At 54.8% G+C, this 5,827-nt stretch carries 5 protein-coding genes and 1 pseudogene; 2 read left to right on the top strand and 4 right to left on the bottom strand.

Annotated features, from left to right (window positions below; genetic code table 11):
- Nucleotides 1-7: 7 nt before the first annotated feature.
- From VGM48_RS09320 to VGM48_RS09310, 3 genes are all read right to left on the bottom strand, one after another.
- On the bottom strand, nt 8-1,309 hold the full coding sequence (locus tag VGM48_RS09320; protein WP_331578321.1) for an ABC transporter permease: 1,302 nt from the start codon (nt 1,307-1,309) through the stop codon (nt 8-10).
- A 140-nt stretch (nt 1,310-1,449) separates the two neighbouring features.
- Complete coding sequence (locus VGM48_RS09315; RefSeq protein ID WP_331578319.1) at nt 1,450-2,166, bottom strand: RluA family pseudouridine synthase; 717 nt, start codon at nt 2,164-2,166, stop codon at nt 1,450-1,452.
- Between the two features lie 9 nt (nt 2,167-2,175).
- Nucleotides 2,176-3,591 (bottom strand): pseudouridine synthase, encoded by a 1,416-nt coding sequence (locus tag VGM48_RS09310; RefSeq protein WP_331578317.1) that lies wholly within the window; start codon nt 3,589-3,591, stop codon nt 2,176-2,178.
- A 102-nt stretch (nt 3,592-3,693) separates the two neighbouring features.
- Here VGM48_RS09310 and VGM48_RS09305 point away from each other — a divergent pair, with 102 nt between their 5' ends.
- Together VGM48_RS09305 and VGM48_RS09300 are read left to right on the top strand one after the other, a co-directional pair.
- On the top strand, nt 3,694-4,278 hold the full coding sequence (locus VGM48_RS09305; RefSeq protein ID WP_331578315.1) for an RNA polymerase sigma-70 factor: 585 nt from the start codon (nt 3,694-3,696) through the stop codon (nt 4,276-4,278).
- Between the two features lie 116 nt (nt 4,279-4,394).
- The gene (locus tag VGM48_RS09300; protein ID WP_331578313.1) at nt 4,395-5,528 is read left to right on the top strand and encodes an ATP-binding protein; all 1,134 of its coding nucleotides are present in this window, start codon (nt 4,395-4,397) and stop codon (nt 5,526-5,528) included.
- On the opposite strand, the pseudogene VGM48_RS09295 reads toward VGM48_RS09300, so the two are convergent.
- Nucleotides 5,506-5,827, bottom strand: a pseudogene (locus tag VGM48_RS09295) (1,4-beta-xylanase); the annotation flags it as partial. The gene VGM48_RS09300 and the pseudogene VGM48_RS09295 sit on opposite strands and share 23 nt — an antisense overlap.

Below are 5,827 nucleotides of genomic sequence, written 5' to 3'. Positions count from 1 at the left end.
GGCGGGCTCACCACGAGGGCGGCATCCGTGACGATATTTTCTGTTTTAAGGTCCTGGCGGAAGTTTTGAAAATGTTCCTCCAGACCGGGGGTTTTGGTGATGGTGAGAGCGCCGGATAGCAACCCGCGATGATGCCGGTGAGCAGCCCGAAGAGGAGCATGATGCCCCAGAACCCGGCGTTGAGCCAGAGGAGGGAAAGTTTCTTATCCGTGAGGTCATTGAACACAGGCAGCAGCAACTGCGTGAAGAGGATACAAAAGACGAGGGAGCAGCCGACGGCGAAAAGCGATTCGCCGAAGAACTGCAGGATGATCTGACTCCGCAACGAGCCGATGGTCTTGCGGATACCCACCTCCTTTGCGCGTTTTTCGCTGCGGGCCGTGGACAGGTTCATAAAGTTGATACAGGCCAGCAGCAGCACGAAGACCCCGATGAGCCCCAGCAGCCAGACATATTGGATCTTGTTACGCGTTCCTGGCAACTGGAGGGGATCATAAAGATGCCACCGCGACATCGGGTAGACAAACTGGTAAGATCTGTCGGCGTTGAAGGTGGCCAGATCCATTTTATCGCGGCGGAGAAGCCGGATCTTTTCGTCGACGGTCTTCCAGTCGACGCCGTCGGCGAGCTGGACATAGACGTCGAAGAGATTATAAAAACGCCAGTGGTTGCCCACGTTTGCGGACGGCGGATGCATGGCGTAGTAGAGGTCCGAGGGGGCGATGAAGGCGAGATCCTTGAAGTCCGAATTGTAGGGCAGGTCGGCATAGACACCCGTCACCTGCACCAACTGCCCGCTGTCCAGCTTCACGGTCTTGCCGAGCGGGTCGGCGCTGCCGAAAAGCGCCTTTGCCGTGGAGGCGGAGAGAAAGATCGAACTGGGATCGTGAAGCCCGTTGGGACTGCCTTGCAAAAGATGGAGGCTGAGGATCTGCGGCATCTCTTCTCCCATGAACTGGCCGTTGACGCGAAAGCTTTTTCCGTTGACGATCAGGACATTGTTATCGGGATAGGTGGCGTAGGCGATGTGCTTGAAGTAGCGGCCGTAGTGGGTGCGCAGTTCGGCTTCCATTTCATAGGGCGCTCCGCCGTAGGCGCTGCGTGTTCCGTTGATCCCGATGTCGCGCATGACGTTGCCGATGCGGCTATAGTTGGGAAAGGATTGGTTAAAGGTGAGTTCGTCGTGGACCCAAAGGCCGATGAGGAGGGCGACGGCCATGCCGGTGGAGAGGCCGAAGATATTGATGGCGGTATAGACCTTGCTGCGGGTCATGCTCCGCAGGGCGACGGTGAAGAAATTTTTGAACATGGAGGCTGATTTACCCGGCCGAATGGCCGTAGCCTAAATTATTCCATTCCCGGCCAACCGGGATCGATATTCGACGAATTTGGATCGGTGTTCGACGAATTTAGTGGGGGCGGTCGGCCCGCTGCGGGGCGCCGGCCGGGTTAGTGAGCCCATTTTTTCAACTGCGCCAACAGCGCCCGCATATCCTTTGGCAGCGGAGCCTCGAGGGTATGGGCTGTGCCGGCGGCATCGGTGAAATGGAGAAGGTAGGAGTGCAGTGCGAGCCGCGAGAGGATGGGGCGTTCCTGCTCTTCGGTGCGGGAGAGCTTGTAGTTGCGCTTGATGGCGGAGATGAACACGGGCCGCGCATCGCCATAGGTTTCATCGCAGACGATCGAATGCCCCATAGATTGCATATGAACGCGTATCTGATGTGTCCTCCCCGTATGAATTCGAAACTGGACAAGCGAGTAAAGGCCGAGTTCCTCGAGGACCTCGTAGTCGGTGAGCGAGGCCTTGCCATGTTTGTTGATGACCATCACGCCGGGCTTTACCGGGTGCTCCATGATGGGCAGATCGATGCTCCCCTGCTTTTGGGGCAGCGTGCCCTGGACGAGACCCTGATAGATCTTCTCGACCTCGCGGTTCTCGAAGATGCCGGAGAGGTATTTGTGGGTGGCCTCATCGCGCGCGAAGAGGATGACACCGCTGGTATCGCGGTCGAGGCGGTGCACCGTGAAGATGTTGCCGTATTTTTCGCGGAGGAGGGATCTTATCGATTGTTCCTTGCCTTCCCGGTCGGGGATGCTGAGCAGCCCGGCGGGTTTGTTGACGGCAACGAAGGCCTCGTTCTCGAAGAGGATGTCTAATTTTTGCATGGGGGACGATTATTCTTTTTCGGGCCGGGGGGATTTCGGGTTATAGGGTTTGCGGCCCTTGGTGGGTTTGGCCGGTTTCTGGCCCTTGGGCGGGATGGACCGCGCCGGTTTGGCTTTTGCGCTGGGTTGGGCGGTGGCCATTGCCCGGAGTTGCGGGGTTGCGCCAGATGCGGCGTTGGGTCCTTTGGCGGCGGCTGCTGCGGCATCCGACCGTTTGGCGGCAGCGCTTTCCGCGGTGCGCTTGGGTGCAAGCGATCCTTTGAACGAAGAGTTGAGATATTTTAAGATGCGGATCTCCTTTTCGTTGAGGAGGCGCCAATGACCGCGCTGGACGTTCTTTTTGGTGAGGCCCGCGTACATCACGCGATCGAGCCCGCGAACATCATAGCCGAGATACTCGAAGATGCGGCGGACGATGCGGTTGCGGCCGCTATGGATCTCCAGCCCGATCTGCGTCTTGTCCTTGGGATCGGCATAGGCGAGGACGTCGACCAGGGCCGGGCCGTCTTCGAGGATGATGCCGCCGATGATCTTGTCGAAGTCGGCTTTTGTAAGCGGCTTGTCCAGCACGACATGATAGATCTTCTTGATCTCGTGGCTGGGGTGCGCGAGTTTCTGGGCGAGGTCGCCATCGTTGGTCAGCAGCAGCACGCCGGAGGTGTTGCGGTCGAGACGGCCGATGGGGAAGACGCGTTCGGGCGTGGCCTGGCGGATGAGATCGAGCACGGTCTTGCGGCCCTGCGGGTCGTCGGTCGTGGTGATATAATCCTTTGGCTTGTTCAACAAGACATAAACAAAGTTGCGGGAGATGGTGACCTGCTTGCCGTTGACCTTGACGGTGTCGGTGGGGAGGACCTTTGTGCCCGGTTCGGTAACGGGTTTGCCGTTGACGGTGACCTTGCCTAGTTTGATGAGATCGGCGGCGTCGCGGCGGGAGCAGACGCCGGAGTGGGCGATATATTTGTTGAGCGGAAGCTGTTCGCCGTGGTGGGCGGGTGCGCCGGTCGCGGGTTTCGCGCCGGATGCAGGTTTCGCGCCGGGTGCCGTGGGTGCACCGTGGGCTAGCTTACCGGGGCCCGCTTTCGTCGGCGTGAATCTCCCTTGGGCCGTGCTTGCACCGGGTGCCGCTTTCGCGGTCGGCGAAGGTTTGCCGGGGGCTGCGTTGGCCATCGGAACTTGTTTGCCTGGTCCAGCTTTCGCGCCGGGCGCAGCTTTCGCGCCAAAGGCCGGCTTGCCGCCGCGGACGGGGCGTTGGGGCTGCTGTGGCTCGCCGAAGCGGGCTTTGCGTTTTTCTTCGAAATGTTTTTCGATGGCTTCTTTGCGTTCCCGCTTGGCGGTTTTCTTTTCCTGCCGGAAGGCTTCTTTGATGGCAGCGTTGTTCTTTTTGTTATAGAACTTGCTGAAATTGTCCGTTTTACGCTTCATGATAGAGTTTGCTGTTATTACAACAGTAAGTGAACAAGCCACCCCAATGGGGGCGGAAGAGCCGGCGAAGATACGCTTTTTTGCGTAATTTTAAGGGCCGCGATGGACCAGGAGCTTGCCCAAATAAAACAACTGCAGCAGAAGATCGCTTTGTACGAGGATATGAAAGCCTATGAGCAATTGTATGGGCTGCTATACCCTGGCCTTCACCGGTTTGCATGCGCCTTCGTAAAGAGTCGGGATACCGCTCAGGACATTGTCTCGGATGTATTCATCAAATTGTGGCAGATCCGCGGGCGGCTGATGGAGATCGAAAATCTGAAAGTCTATCTGTTCACTCTCGCCCGCAATTTCTCCTACAACTATCTCACCCAGCAGTTCAAGAAAGTAGTGCTGAGCCTCGACGAGGCCGATCCCGAAGTCTTGATCAGCTTCGACGATCCCGAGTCGCTTTGTATCTCCGCGGATGCCGTCGGGAAGATCCGCCTGGCGATCCGGCAGCTGCCGCCCCAATGCCGCATCATCTTCCAGCTGGTGAAAGAAGAGGGGATGAAATATAAAGAAGTTGCGGACGTCCTGCATCTCTCGGTGCTGACCGTCCGCAATCAGGTAGCGATCGCTACACGCAAGATCGCCGCCTTACTGCCAGCCGGCGAGTTGCGCGCGGCATTTAAAAATATCAAGTAATTGATAGTCAATAAAATGGACTAAATTTTGCCCGTTTTAATCCCAAATTATTATAATGATATAGGATTATAATCCTGTTTTATTATAATTTTATAATATTGTAATCCTATTTTGTTATGATCGAGCGGACTTTAAAAGCAGTAATACAAAAGCAATTGTTTAAAGGCAAAGCCATTTTAATCTTTGGCGCCCGCCAATGTGGAAAGTCGACGCTCGTGGAAGATCTGTTAAAGGACACCGACCATCTATACCTGAATGGAGACGAAGCCGACCTCAGAGAAATGCTTTCCAATACCACTTCGGCCAGGTTAAAAGCGCTCGCCGGGAACAAGAAGATCGTCTTTATCGACGAAGCTCAACGTATTCCCGACATAGGCCTGACCCTAAAGCTTTTCACGGATCAATTGAAAACTATCCAGGTCATAGCCACAGGCTCCTCCGCCTTCGAGCTTTCCAATAAAACCAGTGAACCTTTGACGGGACGCAAATACGAGCATATGCTTTATCCGTTGAGTTTTTCTGAAATGGTGCGTCATCATGGGCTGTTGGCCGAAAAAAGGCTTCTCGAACAACGCCTGGTATATGGCTATTATCCCGATATCGTAACCAGCGAATCAGCGGAAAAAACCTTACTGAGATCATTGGCCGACAGTTACCTGTTCAAAGATATTCTGATCCTTGATCAGATAAGGAAGCCCGCGCTGCTGGAGAAGTTATTAAAAGCGCTGGCCTTACAGGTGGGCAGTGAAGTGAACTATCAGGAAGTAGCTCAGACCATCGGTTCCGACCGAAAGACCGTCGAACGCTATATCCATTTACTCGAACAGACATTTGTCGTGTTTCGACTACCGGCCCTCAACAGAAATGTGCGAACGGAGATCCGACTGGGGAAGAAAATTTATTTCTACGACTGCGGAATACGAAACGCGATAATCAATGACTTCAAACCCTTTCCCCTGAGACAGGATCGGGGCGCTTTATGGGAGAACTTTGTTATTGCAGAACGGATGAAGATGATGCGATATGAAGGAAAGGATGTCCGCCAATATTTCTGGCGGACCACGCAACAACAGGAGATCGATCTCATAGAAGAGGTCGATGGAGAAATGACGGCTATTGAGATCAAATTGAATCCGAAAGAACGCGTTCGATTTTCACAAACCTTTATCGCAAATTATTCGCAGGCGACCACCCAAAGTGTCTCGCCTGCGAATATGGAAGATTTTCTTATTTCCCTGTCTCGCTCTTAATAAACTCCACCTCCTTCTTATCATAAACCGACCCATCCGGGCGGAAGATATCATGAAACCAAACCTTGGGCTCCTTTCCGTCCGGCATCGGCGTATCCCAGGCATACATCGTATTGGTCTTGCCCGCCACGAGCCCCCAGTTGATGGCGGCGACCTTTTCCTTTTTCAACATCGGCATGATATTAAAGAAGGTGCTGTTGCGCAGCCGGGCCATATATTCCGTGCAGATCAGCGGCCGGCCATAGGGCTTCAGCGTGTCGATGCAATGCTGGTGAGCCGCGGTGGGTTCATAGTTGTGA

This window comes from Puia sp. (assembly GCF_036500295.1).
GTDB lineage: Bacteria > Bacteroidota > Bacteroidia > Chitinophagales > Chitinophagaceae > Puia.
The sequence above is the reverse complement of the archived record's forward strand: the minus strand, read 5'-3'. Positions and strand labels throughout refer to the sequence as shown.